A 24,873-nucleotide genomic window follows, 5' to 3' on the forward strand; every position below is an offset into this window, starting at 1 on the left:
CGGGCCCATGTGACATGGCCTGCGGGTGGAGTTTGGTGATCGGCACGATCCCCTGATGGAATAGCCGTCATGGACGGCTCTCCCGCGGTCGGCCGCATCCGGGCGCTCGACGCGCTGCGCGGGCTGGCCATCTGCGGGATCATGCTGGTCAACACCTGGCAGCACACGCTCACACAGCGGAAGTCCACCCAGATCGACTGGGTGATGGCGAACCTCTTCCAGAGCCGCTTCTATCCGATCTTCTCGTTCCTCTTCGGCATGGGCTTCGCGCTGTTCCTCAACTCGGCGGCCGCGCGGTCGGCGCGTCCGCGGCTGGTGCTGCTCAGGCGGCTCGCCGTGCTGGCGCTGCTCGGCGTGGTCCACTGGTCTTTCTATCCCGGCGACGTGCTCCTGCCGTACGCCCTGCTGGGCGCCACCGTCCTGCTCCCGGCGAGCTTCCTTCCCGCGCCGCTGGTGCTGCTCCTCGGGGCGGGGACCATGGTCGCCGCCCTGCTCACCGGCAAGCCGTACGTGCTGATCGCCGCGCTGTTCCTGTTCGGCCTGGCCACCGTCCGGTACGGCAGGGCGGACCGGCTCGCCGGATTGGTCCCGTTCGGGGTGAGCGCGGCGCTGACGGTCGTGCTGACGTGGTGGTGGAATCACTCGCCGCCGAGCGGCGGGGTCTACCAGGCGGCCGCCCTGTGCGGCGCCGCCGCGTACGGCACCGGCTTCCTGCTGCTGGCGCGGAAGACCGCGATCTTCGAGGCGCTCGGCCGGATGGCGTTGACCAACTACCTGAGCAGCACGGCGGTCATCCTGGCGGCGACGCCGCTGCTGGCCGCCGACGGCACGGGTGCGGCCATCTTGGGCGTCAGCGCCGTCACGCTCGCGGCCCAGGCGGCGTTCAGCCGGTGGTGGCTCGCCCGCTACCGCTACGGGCCCCTTGAATGGGTCTGGCGGAGCCTCACCTGGTGGGAACCGGTCCGCAACCGGCAGACTGGGACCCGTGACACGCGTAGCCCTCTGCCAGATCCCCGTCGCCCACGACCCGAAGACGAACCTCGAGAGCGTTCGTGACGCGCTCGCGCGTGCGGAGGGCGCGCGGCTCGCCGTCTTCCCCGAGGCCACGCTCACCCGCTTCGGCAGGGGTGTGACCGAGACGGCCGAGCCCCTCGACGGGCCGTTCGTGACGGGGCTGGCGGAGGCGGCGCGGGAGCACGGCACCGCGGTGATCGCGGGCGTCTTCGAGCCCGCCGAGGGCGGCCGGGTCTACAACACGGCCGTCGCCGTCGACGAGACGGGCGAACTGGTGGCCGCCTACCGGAAGATCCATCTGTTCGACTCATTCGGCTCCCGCGAGTCCGAACTGGTCTCCCCCGGGGACGCTCCGGCGGTCGTGTCGCTGGGCGGGCTCCGGGTCGGGCTGATCACCTGCTACGACGTCCGCTTCCCCGAGCTGGCGCGCGCGCTGGTGGACGAGGGGGCCGACGTGTTCGCCGTCATCGCGGCCTGGGGCACCGGACCGATGAAGGAGGAGCACTGGGTGACGCTCGTCAAGGCCAGGGCGATCGAGAACACGACGTGGACGATCGCGGTCGGCCAGGCTCCCAACCCGTTCGTCCAGGACGGCTTCGGCGTGGGCCGGAGCATGCTGGTCGACCCCATGGGCGTGGCCCGGCACGACCTCGGCCCCGGGACTGCCGTAGAGGTTGGAGAGATCGACCAGGGACTGACGGAAATCGTGCGGAGGACCCTTCCGTCACTGGAACATCGACGGCTTGGAGTCACCAGATCGTAAACTTGGCCCCATGAGTGAGCCGGGACGCAGGACGCAGATGCAGAAGGTGATCCCGCCGAGGCTGCTCGTGCCCTACCTGGCAGGCAAGCGGACGATCATCTCGGGGTACGTCTACCGCGTGCAGGACTGTGGCCGTCTCACCACCCCCGGGTCACTCGTCGAGGCGCTCGACCTGGGGTTCGAAGGATCGGAGCTGACAGCCAAAGTGCCCGAGCTGTACATCATGCGGTGGTTCGCGCGGGACATCGACACCTATGTCGTCCCGTACGGCCCGCACATGGGCGGGGATTGGAGCGATTCACCGCCGTTCACCGGGAACGGGTTCACCGCGTCACGTGAGCACGTCGTGCCGCAGTTCCACACGATGCCCATGCCGATCCCGGCGGGCGCGGAGATCGTCCATCTCACGAAGGCCGGAGAGCGGCCCTTCGCCGGGTACGACGGCCTGACCTGGCGGCCGGCGTCATGACCGGCATCGAGCCGGTGGGGCTGGGGTTCATCGCCCGCTACCGAGACCAGACCTACGCCGCGGCCATCGGGCCCGACAGCGACGACGTCATCCTCTTCAGCGAGTCCCCGGAGGAGGGCTTCACGAAGGCGGGGGGCTACTGGCGGCTCCGCGTGAGCCGTTACGACCTCGAGTGGCTGACGCTGCTCCGCACCGTGGGCGCCTTCGGCGGCGAGCCGTGCCTCGTGCTGGACGACGACAACGGCGGGGACAACGGCAGGGACGACGGCGGGCAAGGCTCGGACGGCGGGAAGGACGGCGAGGGAGGCGGGCTGCACATCGCCTACACCGGCCACAGCGGCATGAAGGCGGAGGCCCTCGGCTACTGGCTCGTCGACCACGGCGCCTACGAGGTCGTCGTGCCCCGCGACGAGGTCCATTCCATCCGGGTCGAGCGCGTGCCGGTCCCGACCACCCGCGATCAGGAGCCCAGCGACCTGTAACGCGCGAAGCGGGCGGCGAGCCGTTCGCCTGGGGGCCGGCCGAGCAGGTCCATGATCTCGTATTCGAGCGTCTCGGCCACCCGCCGGCAGAACGCGGCCGGTTCGTACGCCGCGTCGGGACGTTCCGGGACGATGCGGTCCACGATGCCGTCCCGCTTCAGGTCGGCCGCCCGTACGCCCTGGGACCGCGCGATCTCCGGGGCGAAGTCGACCGTACGGTAGACGATGGCCGAGGCGCCCTCCGGCGGGAGCGGCGACAGCCAGCCGTGCTGCGCGCAGACGACCCGGTCGGCGGGCAGCAGGGCGAGAGCCCCGCCGCCCGCGCCCTCACCGAGCAGCAGGCACACGGTCGGCGCGTCGAGCATTACCAGGTCGGCCAGCGAACGGGCGATCTCGGCGGCGAGGCCGCCCTCCTCGGCCGCCTTCGACAGGGCCGCCCCGGCCGTGTCGATGACGGTCACCAGGGGAAGGCCCAGCTCGGACGCGAGCCGCATGCCGCGCCGCGCCACCCGGAGCCCGGCCGGGCCGAGCGCGCCATCGGCCCGCTGCCGCCGCCGGTCCTGGCCCAGGACGACGGCGGGAGCCGTACCGAACCGGGCGAGGGCGAGCAGCAGACCGGGGTCGCTCTCGCCTGTGCCGGTGCCGTTCAGCGGGGTGACGTCGGAGGCGCCGAGCTTGAGCAGGCTCCGCACGCCGGGGCGGTCGTCCCGGCGGGAGCGCGTGATGGCCTCCCACGCTTCGACGGGCACGTCGGCCTCCTCCGGCTCGGGCCCGCGATCCGGGTTCCCGCGCGACTCCGAGAGCCGGGACTCCGAAAGCTCGCGGACCAGGCTTCGCGGAGCGCAGAGGACGGCGAGCGCCCGGATGGCGATCTCTCTGGCGTCCTCGGCGGAGACGACGGCGTCGACCAGGCCGTGGGCGAAGAGGTTCTCCGACACCTGCACGCCCTTGGGAAAGGGGTAGCCGTGCAGCGCCTCGAAGACCCGCGGCCCCAGGAAGCCGATCAGCGCGCCCGGCTCCGCCGCCGTCACGTGACCGAGCGAGCCCCACGACGCGAACACGCCACCCGTGGTCGGGTGGCGTAGGTAGACGACGTACGGCAGGCCCGCTGCGCGATGGGCCGCCACGGCAGCGGTGATCTTGACCATCTGGGTGAAGGCCAGCGCGCCTTCCTGCATGCGCGTGCCCCCGCTGGCCGGGGCGGCGAGCAGGGGCAGCCCCTCGGCGGTGGCCCGCTCGACCGCTCGCGTCAGCCGCTCGGCGGCCGCCACGCCGATCGACCCCGCGAGGAACGAGAACTCGCAGGCGACGACCGCGACCCGGCGTCCGTCGAGCGTCCCCTCCCCCGTGATCACCGACTCGTCGTAACCGGTCCTGGCCCGGGCGGCGGCCAGTTCTTCGGCGTACTCCGACCCCGGAGAGGCTCGATCGACCGGCGGTTCGTCCCAGGACTTCCAGGAATGGGCGTCGAGCACCCGCCCGATGAGGGCCCGCGCGTCCGGGCGCGGGGTCATCGTTCGCGCTCGCTCAGCCAGTCGAGGACGGCGTCGTTGTCCTGTCCCAGTGCGGGCGGCGCGATGTGATTCGCGGGGACAACGTCGTCAAAGCGGAGGGGCGGGCCGGGCAGCTCGATGGGGCCGAGGACGGGATGGTCCACGGTCACCAGCAGGCCCTGCGAACGCACCTGGTCCCAGGCGTAGACCTCGTCGATCGACCGGATGGCCCCAGCGGGCACGCCGAGACCGCCGAGCGCGGCAAGCCAGTGCGCCCGGTCGTGTACGGCCAGAGCCTTCTCCATGTCGGAGATCAACTCCTCCCGATGGGCGAACCTCTCCCTGTTTGTCGCATATTTCGGGATATCGGGGTCTATGTCTAGGAGGTGGGCGACCTTGCGCCACTGACCCTCGTTTGCCACGGCGATCTGGATCATGCCGTCGGCGCAGTGGAACGCGCCGTAGGGCGCGATGGAAGCGTGGTGGTTGCCGCCCGCCCTCGGCACTCTGCCGCCGACCGTCCAGGCCGTGCCGTGGTAGGAGTGCACGCCCACCACCGAGGCGAGCAGAGACGTCCTGACGACCTTTCCGCGGCCGGTCCTCTCCCGCTCGTAGAGCGCTGCCACGACGCCGTACGCCCCGTGGATGCCCGCGAGCAGGTCGGCGATCGATGCCCCCACGCGGTACGGCTCGTCCGGCGACGGCCCGGTGAGCGACATCAGGCCGGCCTCACCCTGGGCGATCTGGTCGTAACCCGGCCTGCCGCCCTCGGGCCCGTCGTGGCCGAACCCCGTGATGGACAGGACGACCAGGCGAGGATTCAGCTCGTGCAGCCGCTCGGTGGACAGGCCCAGCCGGTCGAGAACACCCGTGCGGAAGTTCTCGATCAGCACATCGCTCTGCCGTACGAGCCGCTCGATGAGATCCCGGCCCTCGTCCGACTTCATGTCGACGGTGATGGACCGCTTGTTGCGGTTCGCCGCCAGAAAGTAGGTGGAAATATCGTGATCGGGGCCGACGAACGGCGGGCCCCACCCCCGTGATTCGTCCCCCGATGGGTGCTCCACCTTGATGACATGGGCGCCGAGGTCCGCCAGCATCTGCGCCCCATGCGGCCCGGCGAGGGCCCGGGACAGGTCGAGAACGACGACGTCACTGAGAGGTCCCTGCAAGGTCGGCCTCCACCGGCGATGGGTCGGGGTCTTCACCGGCAAGCCTGCCAGGTCGGCCCTCCCGCTTTCCACCGGGGAGGTGCTTGCCTAATGCGTGTTCCTGTGGCGCCACCGGTCCATGAACTGCCGCACCCTCTGCTGGTTCCTCGGGTCGCGGCCCATCGTCCTGGCCCTGCCGACGGCCCGCTTTCCCTGCGGGCTCCGGAAGAACTCCTTGATTCGCTCAACCATGGAAGCCATCTGTCCACTCACCGCCCGTTTTGGTTCCTTTGTCCCTAAGACGGCTACCCCGAGGCATTACGGCCAATCGTAATGGTGGAGGCGGACGGTACCCGGCGGTATCTCCGCACGGACGGCTGTAGGGAGTTACGTTGGTGATCCGGCAAACAGGGGCGTCGGAGGGGCGATAACGCATGGGAACTGTGCCGCCGGGGACGGGACCGCTCTCGCCGGAGTTCACCGGTATCGATCCCGGGCTGATGGACGGCTTCGTCGACCAGATGCAGCATGCTCGGGAAATGATCGGCGAACACGCCGAGTCGATCCGGCGTGTGTTCGCCGCCAACGGCATCCCCGCGGCCTCCCTCGGCCCGATCGGCGAGGTCGAGCGGTGGATCGACGAACGCCTCCCTGACTTGCGACGCCGCACCCAGATCGCCCGCAACATGGCGAAGCTACCGACCTGGACGCCCGCGGCAGCGAGCGCGCTGGTGCCATACGACGAGAAGACCATCCTTCCACCAGCGGAGGCGCGGCGTCTGGGACGAGAGTTGGCAGCGGAATATACACAGTGCCATCCCTTCGACCCCGACCTGGCCAAGAAGTATCAGAAGATCGTGGATGTGCTCGCCGCGCATGTTCACGATTCCGAGTTCACGGTCGCCTTCTTCGCCGAACTGGGTCTACGGGGGACCCTCGACCTTCCGCAACGGCTCCGGCAGGCACTGCAGGAAGGCGAAAAGTCGGCGATTGACACAGTCAGCCGCGCATTCGGAACGGCGGTAAGCGCAGGAGCGGCGACCGGAGGCTTCGCGAAGATCAGCAACGCCATGAAGAACCGGACCGAAACTATTCAGGACAGAGGGGCCGTCGGCGACTTGGTGTCGGGAGGAACTTTCCCCACCGAGTGGCTTGCCGAAGTCGTCGCCTCCCAGGCGCTCGGCCGCAAGGACATGGCCGTCGGGTCGTCTCCCCGGATGTACGACTCTGGCGATGCCACCTTGGGATCGTTGCTCACGCCATACCTCAACGCGCTCGCCAGGGATCCGGCGGCCGCACGACTGGCGATCAGCATGGTCACCCGCGGCAGCCCACGTGTGGGGAACAAGGCGGCTGAGTTGCTGCTGTTCAATCCGGCGCTGGCGGACCCCAGGCCTGATCTGGCCACCTTCCTGAGCAACCTCAACGGCCGGGCGGCGCTCGACCCTACGTCAGCCGACGCGTTCGGGCGCCTGCTGGCGTCGGCATCCGGCGTCTACGGCGAAAAAGACGGGCATCACAGTGACGTCGCCGCCCGGTTCGCCTTCAATCTCATGACGGCGGCAGGTCACGTCGAGTTCGCCGCACCGGCCCGGGTGCACCTCTCGGAAATCGCCGGCGGGTACGCGGCCGAGATAACCGAGGGCGCGAACCTCAGCGACGACAACCAGCTAATGCCGAGCGCCTTCGAACCAGTCGCTTCCAGCCTTCCAGGCTTGAAGCCCATGTTCCGGCTCAGCCCCGAGGACACCTATCGATTCATCAAGACCTTCGCCGACACCTTGGACAATCGGCGGCCATTCGACACAGGCATGGGCAATCTCACCCGGCAGCTGGTCGACGGGAGCGTGCCCATCATGTTGAAGACCAAAGACTCCACTCAACTGGACGAGGTGTTCGCAGCCCTGGGCAACGTGCGCGGTTTGGAGCAGGCTTCCGCCGAAAAGTTCGCCAGGGCCATGGACGACGCCGCCGAAATAGACAGGAAATCTCAGAGCTGGGGCACGGGAACCGCACTTGGCTTAGTTGGCGTCATCGTACCCTACGGAATAATGGGAGCGACATTGTGGACGGCCCTGAGCACGGGATGGTCCACCTACGACTCATTTAAACCCGACTCAGAGAAAAACGCCGAAAAGCAAGAAAAGGACTTCGATCTGGAAACCCTTGGCCGTCGGCACACCATGGCCCAACTGCTGATGGATTCGGGTTTCGCCCCCAAGGTCTCACCCCAGGACTATCAGACCGCCAGTCCGTCCAGTGTCGCCATCACCGACGCGAACGGCAAACTCCGCCCCTTCCCCGACATCGCCAAATCCGGCAACAAGGGCTTGAAAGCCCTTGACGGCTGGTTCATTGCAAATGGACTGGGCAAGGATCCCTTCAGTCTGGGAAAATCTGTCAGAATGTTCTCTGACACTTTCAACGGTAACAACATCACCGCTAGAAAGAGGGCTGAATACTTGACATAAGCCATTATCGCGAGACTGATAGACACCGAGTCTCGCCACTGATCGAATATACGCCGACGGAAGGTGAATCAAGGACAAGATTGGTCGCACTGGACACATCTGTCACATGAATCGGCTTGTTCGGCTCCGGTACGCCGACGACGTCGTAGTTGCCAACACGTTCCAGGGCCCCCAGCATCGCGGTACGCAGGATATGTGGGGCAGTTTTCCGAAAATTATCGTTGCCTGTAGCGGAGAAAGTCTGTTTGGCTTTGCCGTCCGCGCAGGGAATGTTCCGTCCGCCAGGGTCGGTGATGGTCACATTCTCAGCATCGCGCTCCTTGAGGAGTTGGAGAATGTGGTTCTTTAGAGTTTGACCGGCTTGGGCGGCAGTGGGGCCTTTGTCGGAAGTGCAGCCGGCCAGGGCGAGCGCAGCGAGCCCCAGCACGGCTAGAGTTCGGCGAAGCCGTCCGGGGCTGGGCAGAACGAGCATCGTCTTCGCCTCCACGTATGGCCGGGATCACTTTCAGCCCACATAATCTCAATGAGAACCGCTGCGCCACCCAGTATCCACACAGCCATTAAGGCTTTGACCGCAGCAGGAGTCCAGCGTTGGCCCTTAACGACGATCTGGTGCCGAATCCCCGATATCGGGATCTGGAAACGGCGCTCGCGGCCGTGCGTGCGCACATCCATGTGCTGGAAACCGCGCTCGACCCGGCATGCGCGCAGTTCGGCGGCCAGGCGGTATGGGTGGGACCGACCGCCCGGGCCTTCGGCGAAGAACTCAACGGCCGCAGGGCACGCGTCAAGACAGCCGCCCAGCACGTGCTCGCCGAGCTTGAAGCCGAGCTCCGCGCCACGCCCAGCAAGATCTCCAGGACGGCCGCGTCCAGCCTGAGCGCCTGGGGATAGCTGAGATGTCGACGATTCGCGGCTCGGAGTGCGACCCTTCCCACGTCCTCCAAAACGACGCACTCGAAATTTCATACCACCTTGCCCGCAGGAGCGAAAAGCGCTGCCGGGTCGGGTGCGCGAAGATCGGCGAGCACCTCTCGCCAGTCTCGTGTCGCCACACCGCCGGAACCGAGTGAAGTGTCGAACTCGTGAGCGCGTACGACCACGCTGATGACGGGGAGGGTGTGCGGGTTCGTGATAGCCGCGATGGCGATGCGGCAGGCCTCTTCAACCTCCCCCGCCTTGACAAGGGCGGTGGCGTGCGCGAAACGCACCAGCGCTGGATCACTGGACACGGTCGGGTCATAAGCCGCGAGTGCTCGATCTGTCGCCCGCGCAGTGCCTTGCACGTCGCCGACATCCGCCCATCCACGCGCCTCGTAGAAGGCGTGCCTCTCGGGCTGGAATGACAAGATCCCTGGAAACAGGCTGTCCGGCGGGCATCGTTCCAAAGTCGTGCGGGATCTATTGATCGCCCGCTCGAAGGCGGCGCGATCACCAAGAGTGGCATGCGCCAACGCGGCGAGTCCCCAGAGCCACGCGATAGGAGGAGTGGCGCCCACCGCCCGCTCCAACCGTGGGCTGACCATGGCCAGCACTCCGCGCGGGTCGCCAGAATAAGTCGGCACCAGTGCCGCACTCGTCAGAGCCAGATCAGCGAGGCAGCGGTCTCCGGCCTCATCGGCCGCCCGAGCCGCCGCAGTCCACCAGCGGTTCGCCAGCGAGAACTGGTTGGTGTTGAACAGAATCTCCCCGACCACGATCGAGAGCTTCGAGGCGACACGCGCCAAGCGTCTCTGCGCTTCCACGGGCTGCCGTTCCGTGAGGAGCTCCCGGACGCTGGACAGGCGTAGGACCACCTCGGACAGCAAGGAGGCGGGCAGCACCTTCTCGACTTTCTGGCCGAGCCGGGCTGCCTCATTCTCCAGAAACAAGATTCGGCTTTCACTCGCCGTCGTGGAGTCGAGGATTTGTTCCAGGAGGTCGGGGCCTCGGTAGACGCTTTCGATGAGTCCTGCCGTGATGCTCATGGCGCCGAGGTGGAACACTTCTCGCCGGTTCGTCGCCGCCTCCCGGTGTTCGGGGCGCGTCTGGGGAACGCCGGAGTCCTTAGTCACAGGGTCATACGGGGTGAGCAGTTCCGCAACGGTATGGCCCGGGAACATGCGCTCCAGGACACGGCAGTGGTGCGCCTGGGGTTTGGTCTTCAGGTGTCCTTTGAGCCACCGGCCGAACGCCTCTCTGCTGGGAGACGTGCCGATGAGGCTCCGGTCGATGCTCCGCGCCACCTTGTCGTACTCGACACAGAACGCCCGGTGCGTTTCCTGGTGGCGCTTGAGCAGCAGCGCCTTCAACAACGTCGGCTGGCTCGACACGTATCCGACTCACTCCTCGAATCACCATCGTTACCCTCCGTAAATTAGATGTCTCGGCGCTCCCAGGCTTGGCCTTTCGCTCAACGACGCCTCCATGACGCCGGGACGACAGGCACGCGACAGGCACGCGACCTGGCGTGACACATCGGCCCTCTGCCTGAGGACATGCCCCGCCGCTTAACGTCGCCGATCTGAGCCGCCGTCCCGAGAAGGACACCTGAAATCCATGCGCGACGACACGATGACCACAGTGCCGGAGATCCTGCTTCTCGAAAGAGCCACCTTTCCCGCCACCGAGGCGTCGGTCGGCAAGGCCCGGCGATGGGTCCGGAAGCTGCTCGACGGCCATCCACGCCGCGACGACGCCATGCTGCTGCTGTCGGAGACCATGACCAACGCCGTGGTCCACACCCGATCGGCGGCGATCGGGGCCGTCGTCCACGTCGAGCGGGACGGCCACGTCCAAGTCGAGGTCATCGATGAGGGATCGGAGACATTGCCCTCAGTGTGTGGTCATTCTCGTGACGACCTGGCGGAGTACGGGCGGGGGATCCGCCTGCTTCGGGCCCTGTCCAGCCAGTGGGGGTTCGTGGAAGAAGTCCCCCACTGCGTCGTGTGGTTCGCTCTCGCGCCGACGGCCGAAGGTTCGTGATCCGCGCCGTTCGCCTGCATCACCACGACCGTCACGGTGACAGGCTCCAACGGCCAGACGTGCACCGGTTCCAATACCGGGTGTTACTAGGAATGCGCTCCACGGCCACACCGAAGTCGCCGTGACAACGGGCCACTGAAGGTCGGGCGTGCGGCGGCGGTCATCCGCCGCCGGACGCTCCGTCCGCACACACCACGCCGCACGCCGCCCTCGCACGCTCCGGTCTTCTGTCAGAGGTGGTCGACGTCGGCGTGGGGGTGGCCGCCGGAGAGCAGCGGGTATCCGGGGCCGCGGTCGAAGAATGCCCGCTCTGCGGGCCGGCCGTCGGCCCGCAGCCGCTCGGTCGCCGCCACGTCGATCTCCAGGTGGTCGTGTGAGCCGTACAGGACGACGCCGTAGTCCTCGCGCGCCGCCTCGAGCGAGACCTTGCCGTCACGGACGTCGGCCGCGACCATCTCGGGCAGGCGGTCGTACGGCGAGCCCCAGCCGCCGCCTCCGGTCGTCCGCACCCTGACGACCTCACCGGCCTTGACCGGGAAGTCGTCGACCAGGCCCTCCATCTCCTCACCGTTCACCGTGACGAGGAAGGGACGGCCCGCCCGGCCGCCGTTCACGCCCCAGCAGGCCAGGATGGACCGGTCCGCGATGGACATGAACGAGGCGTCGCGCAGCATCCGGATGTGCTTGTCATAGCCCAAACCGCCGCGGAACTGCCCCGGGCCGCCGCTGTCGACGGCCAGGCCGAGCCGTTCGACCCGGAACGGCCAGCGTGCCTCGGCGAACTCCACCGGGATGTTGCGCGAGTCGGGCACGACGTGGATGGTGTCCTCGCCGTCGGCGTACCAGCGGCCGCCGGAGCCGCCGCCGAGGACCTCGCGCATGAGGTACGCCCCGTCGTCCGACTCGCCGTAGACGCCGGTGTAGCGGATGGTCTCCTGGTCGGCCGGCATGCGGCCCCCCGTGGCCTTGGCCAGCACTCCCGCCAGCACCCCGAGAAGTCGCAGGATCACGAACGTCCGGGCGTTGGTCGGCGCCGGGAAGACGGGCGTGAGCAGTGTGCCCTTCTCCGGGAAGACCATTTTGATCAGCGGGACGACGCCCTCGTTGACGTCGAGCTCGGCCATCCGCTCGGGCGTGTCGGCGAGGTTGCGCAGGATCGGGGCGAGCCACTTCTTCAGGAAGACCCCGTCGGCGTAGTCGCCCGCGTGGTTGATCGGGCCCTTGGCCTGCGGGGACGTGCCGGTGAAGTCGATGGTCAGCGGCGCGTCGGCGGAGTGGTCCACGGTGAGCGTGATCCGCTGGGCGTGCAGCCGGGGCGCGTCCACGCCGTCGTGCTCGGCGTAGTCCTCCCAAACGTGGACCCCCTCGGGGATCTTCGCGAGCAGCTCCCGCCGGAACGTCTCCGTCGTCTTGGAGATGATCGCGTCGAAGCATGCCTCGACGGCCTCCCGCCCGTAGCGGCCGAAGAGCTCGCCCAGCCTCCGCGCTCCCATCAGGCAGGCGGAGCACTCCGCGTCGAGGTCGCCGGCCAGGGAGTCGGGCATCCGGGAGTTGCGCGTCATGATCGTCAACGCGGCCCGGTTCGGCACGCCCTGGTCCCACAGCTTGATCGGAGGGACCATCAGTCCCTCCTCGAAGGCGCTGCGCGCGTGCGACGGCATCGAGCCCGGTACGGCGCCGCCGATGTCGTCGTGGTGGCCGAACGCCTGGACGAACGCCACCACCTCGCCGTCATGGAACACCGGCACGGTGACGCACAGGTCGGGCAGGTGGCCGATCCCGCCTTCGGACAGGTAGACGTCGTTGTGGAAGAAGACGTCCCCCGGCCGCATCGTCTCGATCGGGAAGTCCCGCACGATCGGCTGGACCAGCGCCGAGTAGGACCTGCCTGTCAGCTTGCGCAGCCGTACGTCATGGATGCCGGCACGGAAGTCGTGCGCGTCGCGGATCATCGGAGAGCGGGCCGTGCGGGCGATCGCGGTCTCCACCTCCATCTCGACCGACGCGAGCGTCCCCTCCACGATCTCCGCGAGAACCGGATCGACCGAGTTCCCCGGTCGCTCGCCATCCCACGCCACCGGTCGCTCACCACTCGACGTCACCGGTCGCTCGGCATTCCAGGTCACCGGTCGCTCACCACTCCTCGTCACTGGTCGGCCACCACCACGAGGTTGCCGTAGTCGTCGACGGTCGCCGTGAAGCCGGGGTGCACGGGCAGGGTCGAGCCGTACTCCTCGATGACCGCCGGACCGGTGACCACGGCGCCCGCGCCGAGATCGCCCCGGCGGTAGATCACCGTTCTCCCCCACTGTTCGTAGAAGACATCGCGGGTGGCCACCGGGCTGGGCTCGACCTCCTGGTGCGGCAGGCGCGCGATCGAGGGGCGGGTGATCGGGCCGATGCCGGAGACCCGCAGGTTCACCCATTCGACGGCGTGGCGGGGATCGTCGCGGTAGCCGTACCCGTAGAGCTTCTCGTGGGCCTCGTGGAACCGGTCGAGGACGGCCGCCCGCCACCCGTCGTCCAGAGGGCCGTCCGGAGCGGGCACCCTGACCTCGTAGGCCTGGCCGTAATAGCGCAGGTCGGCGCTCCGGGCGTACACGTGGTCGGTGAAGCCCTCACGGTCGAGCGCGGCGGCGGCCTGGCCCTCAAGCTCCGCGAAGATCTCCCCCAGGGTCTCAGCCGAGGGGGCGCGGGAGACGTGCGTGCGGACGTAGTCGTTCTTCACATCGACCGTGAGCAGGCCGAACGCCGAGACGTTGCCGGGGCTCGGCGGGACGATCGCGGCGGGCAGGCCGAGGATGTCGATCAGCCGGCAGACCAGCAGCGGGCCTGAGCCGCCGAACGCGACCATCGGGAAGTCGCGGACGTCGAAGCCGCGCTTGACGGTGATCTGGCGGATCGCGTTCGACTGGTTGAACGCGCTGATCTCCAGGATGCCGGTGGCGCACCGCTCCGGGGTCAGGCCGAGCTTGCCCGCGAGCGCCTCGACGCCCGCCCGCGCGGCGGCCACGTCGAGCGGGATCTCGCCGCCCAGCAGGTGCGGGGGGACGCGGCCGAGGAACACGTGGGCGTCGGTCACTGTGACCTCCGTGCCGCCCCTGCCGTAGCAGAGCGGCCCGGGGTCGGCTCCGGCGGAACGCGGGCCGGCCTTCAGCGTCCCCTCGGGGGAGATCCACGCGATCGAGCCGCCGCCCGCTCCCACGGTGACGATGTCGATCATCGGGATCTTGCAGGGGTAGCGGCCGATGCTGCCCTCGGTGGTCAGCGAGGGCTCCCCGTCGACGACCACCGCCACGTCGGTGGAGGTGCCGCCGCCGTCAAGGGTGATCACGCTCGGATGCCCGGCGGTGCCCGCGATGAGCGCCGCCCCCAGCGCGCCCGCCGCCGGTCCGGACAGGACCGTGGTGATCGGCTGGTGCACCACCTCTGAGGCCGACAGCACACCGCCGTTGCTCTTCATGACCGAGAACTGGCGGCCGAGCCTGTCAGAGAGGTTGCCGATGTACCGTCGCATGATCGGCTTGACGGCCGCGTCCACGAGCGTGGTGACCGAGCGCTCATACTCGCGGTACTCCCGGAGCACGTCGCTCGACAGCGACACGACGGCGCCGGGATGCTCGCGTTCGAAGACCTCCCGCATGCGCAGCTCGTGGGCGGGGTTGGCGTAGGAGTGCAGGAAGCAGACACCGACCGCGGTGACGCCCCGCTCCCGGAACCACCGCGCCACCTCGACGGCCTGTGCCTCGTCGAACGGCCGGACCTCCCGGCCGAGGTGGTCGAGCCGCCCGCCGACCGTCTTCACCCGGTGCACGGGGACGATCCTCGGCGGCTTCACCCAGAAGTAGGAGTTGCCGTAGCCATCCGGGACGCTCTGCCGGGCGATCTCCAGGATGAACTCGAAGCCCTCGGTGGTGACGAAGCCGAGATGGGACGTGCCGTCCGGCCGGTCCTCAAGCAGCTGGTTGGTGGCCACCGTCGTGCCGTGGACGAGCGCGGACACCCCGCCGAGGTCGCGGGAGCCGCTGTGCGTCTCCAGCGCCTTGTGAACCCCTGCCATGAATCCGTCTGCCGGATTGGCAGGTGTCGAGGGGGTCTTGGTCGTGATGATCTGACCGGTTTCCTCGTCGACCAGGACAACGTCGGTGAACGTGCCTCCGGTGTCGACCCCGATGCGGACGTTGGGCATGTTCCAGTGTCTACTCAACACCTCCGGCCCTCGGAACCAGCAACGTTCGCCAACGTATCGGTGATTAGTCGGCAGGTGTGGTGCTCCCCGCTCCCCGCTCCCCGCTTCCCGTCCCCGGCCGAAGATCGCCGGGCTCCGTTCCCGAGGTCGCGCAGGGGGTCGAACTGTATGCTGACCGGCCGTGACTGAAACGCCCGCCTTGTCCAACGCCGCATTCACCGCCATGCCCGAAGCCATGCCCGAAGCCATGCCGGAAGCCATGCCCGAAGCCATGCCCGCCGGCTTGTCGCATGCCTTGTCAGGCGCGCCCGCGCATCCGCGCCGGGACGGCGTGCTGCGGTTCTTCCACGGGCCCATGGACTGCGGCAAGTCCACGCTGGCGCTGCAGATGAACTACAACCACGGCCGTCAGGGCAGGCGCGGTCTGGTGCTGACGAAGCATGACCGCTCGGGCGGGCCGCAGGTCACCAGCCGCATCGGCCTGGGCCTCGACGCGATCGAGGTCGTGGACGAGCTGAACCTGCTCGAACTGGTACGCGCACACGACCAGATCGACTACCTCATCTGCGACGAGGCGTGCTTCTACACCGTGGCGCAGATCGAGCAGCTCGCCGACCTGGTCGACGACCACGGCGTGGACGTTTACGCCTTCGGCCTCGCCTCGGACTTCCGGTCGCAGATGTTCCCCGCCGCGCAGCGGCTGTTCGAGCTGGCCGACGAGGTGCTGCGGCTGCAGGTGGAGGTGCTGTGCTGGTGCGGGCGCCAGGGCAGGCTGAACGCCCGCGTCGTCAACGGGGTCATGGCGCGGACCGGTGAGCAGGTCGTGATCGCCGACACCGACGGCTCCGAGGTGCACTACCGGGTTCTGTGCCGCCGCCACCACCGCAGCGGCGACCTCGGCACGGCACGGCGGGCGGAGCCGCCGTCCACGCCGTGAGCGGCCCGGTCACGGAGCGGAGGCGAGGTCCGCGAGGCGGGCGGTGAGATGCTCCTCGTCTCCGTCGATCAGCGCGGAGGCCACCCGCCACCAGGCGAACCACTCGGCGCTGCGCCACATCCAGTCCACCCGCTCCACGGCGGCGACCACGTCGCCGCGCACATCCCACGCGGGCCCGGCGATCTCCCCGGTGGCGCCGTGCCGTACGGCCCAGTCGCGCAGGGCGGCGGAGACGGCGGAGTCCACGGGCTCGGCATAGGGGTCGGGGGTCTCCCCCGGAAGCGGGTGGGGGCCGAGCCCGGCGGCCACGCCCCAGCTCCACTGGGCCTCGGCGGGGCGGGAGTAGCGCAGGGAGCCGAAGTCGAGGTTGGACCCCGGCAGGCCGTCCCTCCGGTCGACGACCACGGCGTCCAGGCGGCCCCCGGCGTCGAACGCCACAACCAGGCGATCACCGGCCCGCGCGTCCTCGGGGACCTCGACGCGGTCCTCGGCCTGCCAGGAGTTCAGGTCCGCCGAGCCGGTGGGAGGACCCCACAACACATCGGCCACGTCGTCGGAGATCCAGGCGGCCAGCATCTCCAGCACGGTCAGGTCGCTCCACGGCTCGACGGCCATGGCGGTGGCGAGCACCTCGTCCGGCGGCGGCTGCTTGCCTCCCCGGCTCCTCGTCCACCACTCGCCGCCGAGGTCGGCGGTCCCGACGTGCAGCGCGGCCACGGCGGCCAGCTCGGACGACCGCCGCGTCAGCGGAGCCTCACGGGCCAGCCCGGCGGCGCGCTCCGTGCGGTCACCGCCCAGTACGGCACGGGCCTGGTCCAGCAGCCTCGCCGCCGTGGGCCGGTCCTCGCCAAGAAGGTCACGTATCAGCCGTCTGGCCTGGGATCGAGCGTCCTCCGCATGAGCCTCGCGCATAGGGTCAAGGTACGCCGCTAGATCGCTAACGGCGAGACCTTTGGCGTCCGAGCACCCAGCCGATGACGGCGCTGCCGAGCGAGATGCCGGCGCCCATCCCGAAGGCGGCCAGCAGCGACCAGGCCGGAACGCCCTGCCGGACAGGGGTAAGCGTCTCGGCGGGACGGGTGAAGACCTGAGGGGCGGCCCGGTCGACGTCGGCGGGCTGGGCGACCTCCGGGGTAAGTCCCCCGGCCGCCGGGCCGGAGAGGAGATGCCGCTCGACGGCGGAGAAGAACTCGCCCGCCGTCTTCTTGGCCACCGAGCCGAGCATGCGCTGGCCCACCCCGCCGATCATGCCGCCCACGACCGCCTCGGCGTCGTAGTCCACGCGGGTGCCGCCGTCCACCTCGCTCAGCCGTACGAGGACGGTGGCCTCGACGGTGCCGGGGGCGCCCTGCCCGCGGGCCCTGAGCACGAACCGCTCGGGCTCCGCCGGGTCGGCGAGAGTAACCTCGCCCTGGTAGACGCCCTTGATCGACGCGACCCCGGCGGTCACCGTCATCTTGTAGACGTCGTCCCCGACCTCCTCCAGGCGCTCGCAGCCGGGGATCGTCCGGACCAGGACGCCGGGATCCTGCAGGGCGTTCCAGACCCGCTTGCGCTCCACCCCGAGCAGCGCACTGCCAACGACCTTCATGGGCCACCTCCGATGCCGAGCACACTAGACAATCACGGAGACCGGCGAGAACGGCAAGATCTGCCTCCCGCCCGCGTCGTGGTCGTGCACAGTCCACAGCCGTTGACCAGGCGGACGCCTCGTTGAGGTCGACCGTCTCCTCCAGGGTCATCGTCGCCCACGGCCGGGCGCGGGAGGACGTCGAGTGCTCACTCCGTCAATCGCGCGATGTACCAGGGAATCAGCCGAGCGGCGGACGAAGATTCGATGAGATCCGCCCACTATTGGTGGCGTGCTCGTGAAGGGCACTTCCCGGCGGGACGGGGCGACGGTCCCTGGCGGCCGGGACCGCTCGACCCGCATTCTCAGCACCGCACGCTTGAGCACTTCCGGTGCCGCGAGCCGGGGACCAGGGGGCTTCCCGGCTCCGCGACGACGTCCTGTGACCGAAATCGCACTCCCTCGCGGCACCGCACTCTCCCATTGCTCTACAACTCGTAGTACTACTAGAAGTAGAACTACGCGCTGTAGAGCTCCGGCACCCGCGAGGGGGACATGGACGCGTTGGACCTGGCACGGTGGCAGTTCGGGGTCACCACCGTTTACCACTTTCTTTTCGTACCCCTGACGATCGGGCTCGGCGTTTTCGTCGCCGGGCTGCAGACCGCGTGGCTCCGCACGGGCAAGGAGCACTACCTGCGGCTCACCAAGTTCTTCGGGAAGCTCTTCCTGATCAACTTCGCCATGGGCGTGGTCACAGGACTTGTGCAGGAGTTCCAGTTCGGCATGAACTGGAGCGACTACTCGACCTTCGTGGGCGACGTCTTCGGGGCCCCGCTGGCGATGGAGGCGCTGCTCGCGTTCTTCCTGGAGTCGACGTTCCTCGGCCTGTGGATCTTCGGCTGGGACCGCCTGCCCAGGAAGGCGCACCTCGCCTGCCTGTGGGCCGCCGTCATCGGGTCCAACCTCTCGGCGTACTTCATCCTCGCGGCCAACGCCTGGATGAAGCATCCGGTGGGCTACGAGGTCGTCGGCGGCCGCGCCCGCATGACCGACCTGTGGGCGGTGCTGACGAACTCGACGGCCCTCGCCCAGATCCCCCACGTGGTCGCCGCGGCCTTCGTCGTGGCCGGCGGCTTCGTGATCGCGGTCAGCGGCTACCAGATCCTCCGCGAGCGCGGGCTCCCGCTGACGCCCCGCCGTACCGGCCGCGGCCTCCCCGAGACGCCCGACCTTGACGCGACCGTGCCGCTTCGCCGGACGCCCGGCATGTGGCGGACCGCCCTGCGCGGCGCGCTCGTCATGACGGCGATCGCGGGCGTCGTGGTCGCCGGAAGCGGCGACCTGTCCGGGCAGCTCCTGCGCGAGCAGCAGCCGATGAAGCTGGCCGCGGCCGAGGGCCTGCGGCACGACACCACCGCCGCGCCCTTCAGCCCCGTCCCCGGCGTGGAGATCCCCGGCCTGCTCAGCATCCTGGCCGCGCACGACCCGAACGCGCAGGTCCAGGGCATCGACGACATCCAGCGGCGGTACGCCACGTCCTTCGGCACCGCCGACTACACCCCCAACCTGCCGGTCGTCTTCTGGTCGTTCCGCCTGATGATCTATTTCGGAATGGCTGCCGTTGGCCTGTCGGTGCTCGGGCTGTGGCTCACACGGCGTCCCAGGAAGCGTCGCGGGAGCCGTACGGAAAGGCCCGTTCCGAGCTGGTTCGCCCGCCTCTGCGTGCTGGCGCTCCCCCTCCCCACGATGGCGATCATCGCGGGCTGGCTGCTCAGCGAGATCGGCCGCCAGCCGTGGACCGTCCAGGGTGAGCTGATGACGGCGGCCAGCGTGTCGCCGGGCGTCAGCCTCGCCGAGGTGGCGATCACTCTGGCCGCCTTCACGGTCCTGTACGGCGTGCTGGCCCTGGCGGAGGGCGCGCTGATGCTGCGCCACATCAAGGCCGGGCCCGAGCCCGCGCCGGCCGAGCCGGTGCGCTCCGACCCCGACGCGGTGCGGCTCACGCCCACCCTCATGTACTGAGGAGCCCCCCGATGACGTTGACGACGTTCTGGTTCACAGTGATCGCGTTCCTCTGGACGGGCTACTTCGTGCTGGAGGGGTTCGACTTCGGGGTGGGCGCGCTGATGCCGCTGCTCTCCCGGAACGAGGCCGACCGCAAGCAGGTGATCGGCACGATCGGCCCCGTCTGGGACGGCAACGAGGTCTGGCTGATCACGGCCGTCGGCGCGATGTTCGCCGCCTTCCCGGCCTGGTACTCGGGCCTGCTGAGCAGCTTCTACCTGCCGCTCTTCCTCATCGTCGGGGGTCTGATCGTCCGCGGCGTGGGCCTGGAGTGGCGCGGCAAGGTCTCCTCCCGGAGGGAACTGGCGCTCTGCGACGCCGGGATCGTGACCGGCAGCGTGCTGACCGCCTTCCTGTGGGGCGCGATCTTCGGCAACCTGCTGTACGGCACGGCGTTCGCGACCGTCCTGGGCGGCGCGCTCTCCCTGACGCTGGCGGTGCTCCACGGCGCGGTCTTCGTGGCCCTCAAGACCACCGGGCCGGTCCGCGCCCGCGCCCGCATGGCCGCCCTGCTGGCCTCGGTGGGCGCGGTCCCGGCGGCGGTCGCGGCGCTGTCCGCCATCCCGGCCGACCACGGGTCGGCGTGGATGTGGGCCGCCGCGCTGGTGGCCGTGTCCACCCTTGCGGCCGGGGTGGCACTGGCCTGGCGGCGGCGCGAGGGGATGGCGTTCACGGCGACCGCGACCACCATCGCGGCGACCACCGCCACGCTGTTCGGCGCCCTGTGGCCGGCTCCGCTGCCCGGCCTGACGGTCGCCGAGGCGGCGTCGGCGCCCTACACCCTGACCGTCCTGACCTGGATCGGCCTCATCGCCCTGCCCGGCGTCATCGCCTACCAGTCCTGGACCTACTGGGTCTTCCGCAAGCGCCTGACCTCAGCGGTCTCAGACATATCCGTTCATTAGATCTTTCCGCTGAGAACTGCCATAAGAAATGGCTACCTTTCTCGCATGAGGATGTCATTGAGAGAGGCCATACCAACGTTCCATACTGACAGTATGGAACGCACGAAGAAGATCACGCTTTCGGTGGAGGAGACGGTCGTCGAACAGGCGCGCGCGGCGGCCTCCCGCGAAGGGCTCTCCTTGTCGGCCTGGGTCACCCGGACGATGAAGCGTGAGGCGCTCGCCGCCGAGGCGGCCGCCGTGGTGGCGGCGGAACCGCGGATGCGGCAGCTGCTCGACCAGCATCGGGCCGCGAGCCGCGCAGCCTTGGCGCGAGCGTTGGAAGGCGCAGCGTGAGGCGTGGCGAAATCTGGCAAGCCCTCGGCGAGTATCACGTCCTGGCCGTCGGCGCGACCGAGGTGTACGACGTCCGCGACGACATCGCGGTCGTGCCTCTGATTCCCGACATCGGGCTGACCGCCGCGACCTTGCCGAAAGTGGGCGACCGCTTGGCGCACTGCGCGCTGCTCTCGGTGGTCAGCAAGGCGGAGTTCACCCGCAAGACCGGCGAGGCCCGCGACGCCGAGTTCCGCACTGTGCTGGACGGGCTCCGGCTGGTGCTGGGGTTCTGAATATCACCGCGCGAGGCGGAGGGCGTGGAGGTCGGAGGGGGAGATGGGCATCCGGTCGATGGGGATGCCCTCGGCGTCCTCGATGGCGGCGGCGATGACGGCGGAGACCGGGATGACCCCCGCCTCCCCCGCGCCCTTGACTCCGAGCGGGTTCAACGGTGAGGGCGTCTCCAGGTGGGTCGTCTCGATCCGCGGCACCTCGGTGGCGTAGGGCATCAGGAAGTCCATGAACGAGGCGTTCAGCAACTGGCCGTGCTGGTCGTAGACCATCTTCTCGTAGAGCGCTCCGCCGACGCCCTGGGCCACTCCCCCGTGGATCTGCCCCTCGACGATCATCGGGTTGATGAGCTTGCCGCAGTCGTGCACGACCGCGTACCGGAGGATCTTGATCTCGGCGGTCAGCGGGTCGGTCTCGACTATCGCGGCGTGCATGCCGGAGGCGAAGGTCGACCGGATCGGCGAGTAGTAGTCCCTGCCCTCCAGGCCCGGCTCCTCCCCCTCGCTGACCGGCGGCCGATCGGGCGAGGGCGCGGAGGCGAACTGGGTGGCCCGCCGGGTCTCGTCGTCGAACGCGTATCGCAGGGGATTCGACAGGACCGCGATCGTCGAGAGCGGGATCGACGCCGACGGCGCGCCGACCACGTGGACCACGCCGTCGGTGATCTCCAGGTCGCGCGGGTCGGCCTCAAGCGCGTCCGCGGCGATCCTCAGGGCCTTCTCCCTGACCTTGCGGCAGGCGAGCGCGATGGCGTTGCCGCTGACGACCGCCGCCCGGGAGGCGAAGGTCCCCACGGCGTAGCCGAACCGCCGCGTGTCACCGGTCACGACGGACACCTTCTCGAACGGCACGCCGAGCTCGGTCGCGACGATCTGGGCGAACACCGTCTCATGGCCCTGCCCCTGCGAGGTGAGGCCGGTCGAGACGTGCACCCGCCCGTCGGAGGTGACCTGCACGTGGCCACCCTCGTACGGCCCGACCCCGGTGCCCTCGACGTAGCAGCCGACGCCGATGCCGATCCTCCGGCCCTCGGCCGCCGCCTGGTCCCGCATGGCCGGGAAGGAGTCCCAGCCGATCAGCTCCTTGAGCATCCGCAGCGACTCGGGGTAGTCCCCGCTGTCGTAGATCAGCGGCCTGCCGTCCTGGAAGGTCATGCCCTGGTCGTAGGGGAACTCGTCCGGCTGGATGAAGTTCGCCGCCCGCACGTCGGTCCTGTCCCGGCCGAGGTGGGCCGCGATGCGGTCCATCGTCCGCTCCATGCAGAACACGCCCTGCGGGCGCCCCGCGCCGCGGTACGGCGTGACCTGCACGGTGTTGGTGTAGATCGAGGAGAACTCCACCCGGTAGGCCCCGATCTTGTACGGCCCGAGCAGCTGGGTCGAGGTGACGATGGGCACGATGATCCCGTACGGCGTGTAGGCGCCGTTGTCGTGCAGGATGTTGACGTCGAGGCCGAGGACCCGTCCGTCGTCGTCGAAGCCCACCCGGACGTACTGCACCTGGGCCCGCTCGTGCGCCGACGAGATGAAGTGCTCCCGCCGGTCCTCCGTCCACTTGATCTCGCGGTCCAGCAGGCGGGCCGCCCACGGGACGAGGATCTCCTCCGGCCAGGGGTGGACGATCTTGACGCCGAAGCCGCCGCCCACGTCGGGCGCGATGACCTCCACCTTGGGCAGCGGGAGCCCGAGCTTGGCCGCGATCGCCATCCGCACGCTGGTGGACGTCTGCGTGGAGGAGTAGACCCGCAGCGACTCGTCGTCGGCGTCCCATCGGGCGTAGACGCCCTTCCCCTCCAGGGGCGTGCAGGCGCTGCGCTCGATGTCCAGCCGGAACGCGAGCGTGTGCGGAGCGGCCTCGATGGCCTCGCGGGCCGACCGCCCGTCCGGCGCCGGGACCTCCTGCACCATGTGCGCCGCGACGTTGCCGGGCACGTCCTCATGGACCAGGTGCGCGGCCTGCGCCGCCTCCTCTACGCCGACGACCGGCTTGAGGATCTCGTAGTCGACCTCGATGAGCGAGCAGGCGTCCTCGGCCACGTAGCGGTCGCGGGCGACCACCATGACGACGGGCTCTCCGACGTGCCGCACGACCTCCCGCGCCAGCGGGTAGGCCGTCCGGCCGTGCGTGAGGGCGGGATGCGGGATCAGCAGCGGCAGCGGCTCGGCCAGGACGCCTGGCAGGTCCTCCCACGTGTAGATGGCGACGAGCCCGTCCACGTCCAGGGCGGCGGCGACGTCGATGTCCCTGATCCTCGCATGGGCGTGCGGCGACCTCACGAAGGCCGCCGCCAGCGCGTTCCCGCCCAGGTCGTCGAGGAAGCGCCCCCGGCCCGTGATGAGCCGGGCGTCCTCGCGCCGCTGGACCCGCTTCCCGAACACCCCCGTCACGTGCTCTCTCGCCGGTTCTCTTCGCTCGCTCATCCGGCCTCCTCGGCCTGGATCTCCGCGGCGCGGTGGACCGCCTTGATGATGTTCTGGTAGCCCGTGCACCGGCAGAGGTTGCCCGAGATCGCCTCCAGGACCTCCTCGTCGTCCGGCGCCGGGTTGTCCCGCAGGAACGCCGTCGCCGTACACAGGAAGCCGGGGGTGCAGAAGCCGCACTGGAGGCCGTGGCACTCGGCGAAGGCCCGCTGGACCGGGGAAAGCTCCCCGCCGGTCGCGAGCCCCTCGACCGTGGTGATCTCGCGGCCGTCGACCGTCACCGCGAACGTCAGGCACGACCGGACCGGCTCCCCGTCGAGCAGCACCGTGCACGCGCCGCAGACGCCGTGCTCGCAGCCGACGTGGGTGCCGGTCAGGCCGAGGTCGTGGCGCAGGCAGTCGGACAGGAGCCGCCGCGCCGGCACGGACGCCTCCCGCACGACGCCGTTGACTACCAGCGTGATGTGGTGGTTCACAGCTCTCCCTGTTCCCCGTGTCCGGCCTCGTGCGCGGCGCTCTTCAGCGCCCGGGTGACGAGGACGCCGGTCAGGTGCCGCCGGTAGGTGGCCGTCGCGTGGATGTCCTCCTCGGGATCGATCCGGTCCTGTACGGCTCTCGCGACCGCATCCCAGTCGACGTCCCAGCCGACCGACGCCGCCGGGCGGGGGCCGCACACCTCGGTCACGTCGGCCACCACGGGGACCGGCCCGACGCTGACGCAGGCCACCCGGGCCGCGGCGATCCGGAAGTCCTCGTCGAGCGTCACGGCGGCGGCCACCCCGGCCACCGCGTAGTCGCCGTGCCGCCGCGCCACCTCGCAGAACGCGGTGCCGGACCGCTCGGGCAGCGCGGGGAAGAACGCCGAGACCGCCAGCTCGCCCGGCGCCACGGCCGACTCCAGCGGGCCGGTGAAGAACTCCGCCGCAGCAACCTCCCGCTCGCCGCCGAGGCGCGCGAGCCGTACGGAACCTCCGAGGAGGGCGAGGACGGCGGGCAGCTCGGCCGACGGGTCGGCGTGGACGAGGCTGCCCACCACGGTCCCGCGGTTGCGGATCACGGGGTGGGCGACCAGCCGCAGCGCCTGGCCCAGGAGCGGCTGTACGGCTCTCGCCGCGGCCGACCGCTCGACGGCGGCGTGCCGGGCGAGGGCGCCCACGCGCACCCCGCCCGGCTCGGCCGCGATCGTGTCCAGCTCCGCGACGCGGTTGATGTCCACGAGGTGGGCCGGCGCGGCCAGGCGCATGTTGAGCAGGGGGATCAGGCTCTGGCCGCCGGCCAGCACCTTGCCGTGCGGCCCCACCTCGGCGAGGACCCGGAGGGTCTCGCCGAGGCTCGCGGGGCCGTGGTAGTCGAACGGGGGTGGTTTCAC

Annotated in this window: 24 protein-coding genes; 12 read left to right on the forward strand and 12 right to left on the reverse strand. The window is 69.5% G+C overall.

Going from position 1 to position 24,873, the window contains the following annotated elements:
• The first annotated feature begins 69 nt into the window (after window positions 1-69).
• Genes N5079_RS04140 through N5079_RS04155 form a run of 4 tightly spaced genes read left to right on the forward strand, consistent with a single transcriptional unit; the run spans window position 70 to window position 2,728 of the window.
• Window positions 70-1,056, forward strand: coding sequence for a DUF418 domain-containing protein (locus N5079_RS04140; RefSeq protein WP_261582033.1), 987 nt, complete (start codon window positions 70-72; stop codon window positions 1,054-1,056).
• A complete protein-coding gene (locus N5079_RS04145; RefSeq protein ID WP_261582034.1) occupies window positions 986-1,777 on the forward strand; it encodes a carbon-nitrogen hydrolase family protein in 792 nt (263 codons plus the stop codon). Before N5079_RS04140 ends, N5079_RS04145 begins: the two co-directional genes overlap by 71 nt.
• Window positions 1,778-1,787: 10 nt before the next feature.
• Window positions 1,788-2,246: a hypothetical protein gene (locus N5079_RS04150; RefSeq protein WP_261582035.1), complete on the forward strand. Its 459-nt coding sequence runs from the start codon at window positions 1,788-1,790 to the stop codon at window positions 2,244-2,246.
• On the forward strand, window positions 2,243-2,728 hold the full coding sequence (locus N5079_RS04155) for a hypothetical protein (protein WP_261582036.1): 486 nt from the start codon (window positions 2,243-2,245) through the stop codon (window positions 2,726-2,728). Before N5079_RS04150 ends, N5079_RS04155 begins: the two co-directional genes overlap by 4 nt.
• Here the strand turns inward: N5079_RS04155 and N5079_RS04160 are convergent.
• From N5079_RS04160 to N5079_RS04170, 3 genes are all read right to left on the reverse strand, one after another.
• The gene (locus N5079_RS04160) at window positions 2,707-4,242 is read right to left on the reverse strand and encodes an acetyl-CoA carboxylase carboxyltransferase subunit alpha/beta (protein ID WP_261582038.1); all 1,536 of its coding nucleotides are present in this window, start codon (window positions 4,240-4,242) and stop codon (window positions 2,707-2,709) included. The genes N5079_RS04155 and N5079_RS04160 overlap by 22 nt on opposite strands.
• Window positions 4,239-5,393: a CaiB/BaiF CoA transferase family protein gene (locus N5079_RS04165; RefSeq protein WP_261582040.1), complete on the reverse strand. Its 1,155-nt coding sequence runs from the start codon at window positions 5,391-5,393 to the stop codon at window positions 4,239-4,241. Before N5079_RS04165 ends, N5079_RS04160 begins: the two co-directional genes overlap by 4 nt.
• Window positions 5,394-5,480: 87 nt before the next feature.
• Window positions 5,481-5,624 (reverse strand): hypothetical protein, encoded by a 144-nt coding sequence (locus N5079_RS04170; protein WP_261582041.1) that lies wholly within the window; start codon window positions 5,622-5,624, stop codon window positions 5,481-5,483.
• Between the two features lie 182 nt (window positions 5,625-5,806).
• Between N5079_RS04170 and N5079_RS04175 the strand changes: the two genes are divergently transcribed.
• Window positions 5,807-7,843: a hypothetical protein gene (locus N5079_RS04175; protein WP_261582043.1), complete on the forward strand. Its 2,037-nt coding sequence runs from the start codon at window positions 5,807-5,809 to the stop codon at window positions 7,841-7,843.
• A gap of 4 nt (window positions 7,844-7,847) precedes the next feature.
• On the opposite strand, the gene N5079_RS04180 is transcribed toward N5079_RS04175, so the two are convergent.
• Window positions 7,848-8,315: a hypothetical protein gene (locus N5079_RS04180; protein ID WP_261582044.1), complete on the reverse strand. Its 468-nt coding sequence runs from the start codon at window positions 8,313-8,315 to the stop codon at window positions 7,848-7,850.
• A 119-nt stretch (window positions 8,316-8,434) separates the two neighbouring features.
• Between N5079_RS04180 and N5079_RS04185 the strand changes: the two genes are divergently transcribed.
• Complete coding sequence (locus N5079_RS04185) at window positions 8,435-8,737, forward strand: hypothetical protein (RefSeq protein ID WP_261582045.1); 303 nt, start codon at window positions 8,435-8,437, stop codon at window positions 8,735-8,737.
• A gap of 71 nt (window positions 8,738-8,808) precedes the next feature.
• Here N5079_RS04185 and N5079_RS04190 read toward each other — a convergent pair whose 3' ends face one another.
• Complete coding sequence (locus tag N5079_RS04190; RefSeq protein ID WP_261582046.1) at window positions 8,809-10,155, reverse strand: hypothetical protein; 1,347 nt, start codon at window positions 10,153-10,155, stop codon at window positions 8,809-8,811.
• Between the two features lie 226 nt (window positions 10,156-10,381).
• Here N5079_RS04190 and N5079_RS04195 point away from each other — a divergent pair, with 226 nt between their 5' ends.
• Window positions 10,382-10,807, forward strand: a complete 426-nt coding sequence (locus N5079_RS04195; protein ID WP_261582048.1) for an ATP-binding protein — start codon at window positions 10,382-10,384, stop codon at window positions 10,805-10,807.
• Window positions 10,808-11,037: 230 nt separating this feature from the next.
• On the opposite strand, the gene N5079_RS04200 is transcribed toward N5079_RS04195, so the two are convergent.
• A complete protein-coding gene (locus N5079_RS04200; protein WP_261582049.1) occupies window positions 11,038-12,933 on the reverse strand; it encodes a hydantoinase B/oxoprolinase family protein in 1,896 nt (631 codons plus the stop codon).
• Between the two features lie 20 nt (window positions 12,934-12,953).
• Window positions 12,954-14,996 (reverse strand): hydantoinase/oxoprolinase family protein, encoded by a 2,043-nt coding sequence (locus N5079_RS04205; RefSeq protein WP_261582050.1) that lies wholly within the window; start codon window positions 14,994-14,996, stop codon window positions 12,954-12,956.
• A 181-nt stretch (window positions 14,997-15,177) separates the two neighbouring features.
• Here N5079_RS04205 and N5079_RS04210 point away from each other — a divergent pair, with 181 nt between their 5' ends.
• Window positions 15,178-15,933, forward strand: coding sequence for a thymidine kinase (locus N5079_RS04210; RefSeq protein ID WP_261582052.1), 756 nt, complete (start codon window positions 15,178-15,180; stop codon window positions 15,931-15,933).
• A 9-nt stretch (window positions 15,934-15,942) separates the two neighbouring features.
• Here N5079_RS04210 and N5079_RS04215 read toward each other — a convergent pair whose 3' ends face one another.
• Both N5079_RS04215 and N5079_RS04220 read right to left on the reverse strand, forming a co-directional pair.
• On the reverse strand, window positions 15,943-16,845 hold the full coding sequence (locus N5079_RS04215) for a hypothetical protein (protein WP_261582053.1): 903 nt from the start codon (window positions 16,843-16,845) through the stop codon (window positions 15,943-15,945).
• A 25-nt stretch (window positions 16,846-16,870) separates the two neighbouring features.
• Window positions 16,871-17,524, reverse strand: a complete 654-nt coding sequence (locus N5079_RS04220; protein WP_261582055.1) for an SRPBCC family protein — start codon at window positions 17,522-17,524, stop codon at window positions 16,871-16,873.
• Between the two features lie 534 nt (window positions 17,525-18,058).
• On the opposite strand from N5079_RS04220, the gene N5079_RS04225 reads away from it, so the two are divergent.
• The 4 genes from N5079_RS04225 to N5079_RS04240 all read left to right on the forward strand — a co-directional run bounded on the left by N5079_RS04225 (window position 18,059) and on the right by N5079_RS04240 (window position 21,086).
• The gene (locus N5079_RS04225) at window positions 18,059-19,528 is read left to right on the forward strand and encodes a cytochrome ubiquinol oxidase subunit I (RefSeq protein ID WP_261582056.1); all 1,470 of its coding nucleotides are present in this window, start codon (window positions 18,059-18,061) and stop codon (window positions 19,526-19,528) included.
• An 11-nt stretch (window positions 19,529-19,539) separates the two neighbouring features.
• Complete coding sequence (cydB, locus tag N5079_RS04230; RefSeq protein WP_261582057.1) at window positions 19,540-20,475, forward strand: cytochrome d ubiquinol oxidase subunit II; 936 nt, start codon at window positions 19,540-19,542, stop codon at window positions 20,473-20,475.
• 93 nt (window positions 20,476-20,568) lie between these two features.
• A complete protein-coding gene (locus tag N5079_RS04235) occupies window positions 20,569-20,811 on the forward strand; it encodes a DUF6364 family protein (protein ID WP_261582058.1) in 243 nt (80 codons plus the stop codon).
• Window positions 20,808-21,086 carry a hypothetical protein gene (locus N5079_RS04240; RefSeq protein ID WP_261582059.1) on the forward strand — a complete coding sequence of 93 codons (279 nt, stop codon included), beginning with the start codon at window positions 20,808-20,810 and terminating at the stop codon, window positions 21,084-21,086. The genes N5079_RS04235 and N5079_RS04240 overlap by 4 nt, the downstream gene beginning before the upstream one ends.
• Window positions 21,087-21,089: 3 nt before the next feature.
• Here N5079_RS04240 and cutA read toward each other — a convergent pair whose 3' ends face one another.
• The 3 genes from cutA to N5079_RS04255 are packed head-to-tail and all read right to left on the reverse strand — an operon-like array spanning window position 21,090 to window position 24,873.
• The gene (gene cutA, locus N5079_RS04245) at window positions 21,090-23,504 is read right to left on the reverse strand and encodes an aerobic carbon-monoxide dehydrogenase large subunit (protein WP_261582060.1); all 2,415 of its coding nucleotides are present in this window, start codon (window positions 23,502-23,504) and stop codon (window positions 21,090-21,092) included.
• Window positions 23,501-23,980, reverse strand: coding sequence for a (2Fe-2S)-binding protein (locus N5079_RS04250; RefSeq protein ID WP_261582061.1), 480 nt, complete (start codon window positions 23,978-23,980; stop codon window positions 23,501-23,503). Before N5079_RS04250 ends, cutA begins: the two co-directional genes overlap by 4 nt.
• On the reverse strand, window positions 23,977-24,873 hold the full coding sequence (locus tag N5079_RS04255) for an FAD binding domain-containing protein (RefSeq protein ID WP_261582062.1): 897 nt from the start codon (window positions 24,871-24,873) through the stop codon (window positions 23,977-23,979). The genes N5079_RS04250 and N5079_RS04255 overlap by 4 nt, the downstream gene beginning before the upstream one ends.

Origin of the sequence: Planotetraspora sp. A-T 1434 (genome assembly GCF_025420585.1) — a bacterium.
Taxonomy (GTDB): Bacteria; Actinomycetota; Actinomycetes; order Streptosporangiales; family Streptosporangiaceae; genus JAOEGB01.